2 protein-coding genes are annotated in these 2,470 nt (G+C 72.8%); one reads left to right on the top strand and one right to left on the bottom strand.

Features of this window, described 5'->3' with window-relative positions:
* The first annotated feature begins 156 nt into the window (after positions 1–156).
* Positions 157–1,959 (top strand): ABC-F family ATP-binding cassette domain-containing protein, encoded by a 1,803-nt coding sequence (locus AB0K09_RS32305; RefSeq protein WP_366068955.1) that lies wholly within the window; start codon positions 157–159, stop codon positions 1,957–1,959.
* Between the two features lie 274 nt (positions 1,960–2,233).
* Here AB0K09_RS32305 and AB0K09_RS32310 read toward each other — a convergent pair.
* Positions 2,234–2,470, bottom strand: a 237-nt coding sequence (locus AB0K09_RS32310; RefSeq protein ID WP_366068956.1) for a hypothetical protein, incomplete at its 5' end; no start/stop codon positions are given.

The raw sequence follows: 2,470 nt of genomic DNA on the forward strand, positions 1-2,470 counted from the left end.
TCCCCGTGACCGGGGCTCCGCCCCCGGACCCCCGCTTCCCCCACCCGCCCACCCGCTACCCCGAACGTTCGGGGGCGGAGCCCCCGGGACGGGGCGGGTCAGGGAACCACCCACGTCATGGGATCCTGGAGTGCGTAACTCACAGCGAGGAGCGCAATGGCAACCAACCTGGTCAATCTGGAAGCCGTCGACAAGGTGTACGGCACCCGTGCGCTGCTCGACGGCGTTTCCCTCGGGGTCAACGAGGGGGACCGGATCGGCGTGGTCGGGCGGAACGGCGACGGCAAGACCACGCTCATCCGCATCCTCGCCAAGCTGGAGGACGCCGACGCCGGGCGCGTGACGCACGCGGGCCATGTGCGGCTCGGCGTGCTGACCCAGCACGACTCCCTCGACCCGGCCGCGACGATCCGGCACGAGGTCATCGGCGACCTCGCCGATCACGAGTGGGCCGGCAACGCCAAGATCCGCGACGTGCTGACGGGTCTGTTCGGCGGCCTGGACCTGCCCGGGTTCCCGCAGGGTCTGGACACCGTGATCGGCCCGCTCTCCGGCGGCGAGCGGCGGCGCATCGCGCTGGCGAAGCTGCTGATCGCCGACCAGGACCTGATCGTCCTGGACGAGCCCACCAACCACCTCGACGTCGAGGGCATCTCCTGGCTCGCCGGCCACCTCCAGGCGCGCCGCTCGGCGCTGGTGGTCGTCACCCACGACCGCTGGTTCCTCGACCAGGTGTGCACGCGCATGTGGGACGTGCAGCGCGGCACCGTGCACGAGTACGAGGGCGGCTACAGCGACTACGTCTTCGCGCGGGCCGAGCGGGAGCGCATCGCCGCGACCGAGGAGGCCAAGCGGCAGAACCTGATGCGCAAGGAGCTGGCCTGGCTGCGACGCGGCGCCCCCGCCCGTACGAGCAAGCCGCGCTTCCGCATCGAGGCGGCGAACGAGCTCATCGCGGACGTGCCGCCGCCGCGCGACAACGCCGAGCTGATGCGCTTCGCGAGCTCGCGCCTGGGCAAGACGGTCTTCGACCTGGAGGCCGTCACCGTCCAGGCCGGCCCGAAGGTGCTCATCGAGCACCTCACCTGGCAGCTGGGCCCCGGTGACCGCATCGGCCTGGTCGGCGTCAACGGCGCCGGCAAGACGTCGCTGCTGCGCACGCTCGCCGAGGCGGCCCGCACGGAGGGCGAGAAGCAGCCGGCGAAGGGCAAGGTCGTCGTCGGCCGCACGGTGAAGCTGGCCTACCTCTCGCAGGAGGTCGCCGAACTCGACCCGGCCAAGCGGGTGCTGGAGGCCGTGCAGGAGGTGCGCGACCGCGTCGACCTGGGTAAGGGCCGGGAGATGACGGCGGGCCAGCTGTGCGAGAAGTTCGGCTTCACCAAGGAGAAGCAGTGGACGCCCGTCGGCGACCTCTCCGGCGGTGAGCGCCGCCGGCTCCAGCTGCTGCGGCTGCTGATGGACGAGCCCAACGTCCTCTTCCTCGACGAGCCGACCAACGACCTCGACATCGAGACGCTCACGCAGCTGGAGGACCTCCTCGACGGCTGGCCCGGCTCGATGGTCGTCATCAGCCACGACCGCTACTTCGTCGAGCGCACCACGGACCGGGTGTTCGCGCTGCTGGGCGACCGCGCGCTGCGGATGCTGCCGCGCGGCCTCGACGAGTACCTGGAACGGCGTCAGCGCGTCATCGAGGCCGCGACGCCGGCCCCCGCCGCGCTGGGCGCCGCCGCCAAGGCCAAGCCGGCGGCGGACGCGCGCGCCGCGAAGAAGGAGCTGCAGAAGATCGAGCGCCGGCTCGACCGCATCTCCGAGCAGGAGGCGAAGCTGCACGAGCGGATCGCCGAACAGGCCACCGACTTCGAGGCGGTGGCCAAGCTGGACGCGGAGCTGCGGGAACTGGCCTCCGAGCGTGACGACCTGGAGATGCGCTGGCTGGAGCTGGCGGAGGACGCGTAACGGGAAACCCCGCAACAGTCTCGTCACGGCCCGGTCCCAGACGACCGGCTGCGCCGGGAACGCCCCGGTTGGCCCTCGGCTTCGAGTGATACAAAGAACATCCGCTCGTCTGCCGTACAGAGGAAAGCCAGCCGATGTCACAGCCGCCCCAGCCGCCGCAGCCGCCGCAGGGTTTCGGTCCCCCGCCGCAGACGCCGCCGGCTCCGGGGGAGGCCCCGAAGACGCCCCCGGCCCCGGCGGCACCGGCGACGCCGCCGGCCGCGCCGGACGTGAGCTACCAGCCGACGATGATCGCGCCGGCCGCCACTCCGCCGCAGGCCGGCCCGTCGCAGCCCACCCCGCCGCAGGCCCCGCCGGCGGCGCCCCCGGCACCTCCGGCACCCCCGGCGCCTCCGGTCGCGCCGCCCGCCGCGCCGCCGGACACGCCAGAGCCGGCCTCGGCCCACGTGAACTCCTCGCCCACGCACCCGAATTCCACCCCTCCTTCCCGCTGCGCTGGATCGCACTGCCA

Origin of the sequence: Streptomyces sp. NPDC049577 (assembly GCF_040675635.1) — a bacterium.
Lineage (GTDB): Bacteria > Actinomycetota > Actinomycetes > Streptomycetales > Streptomycetaceae > Streptomyces.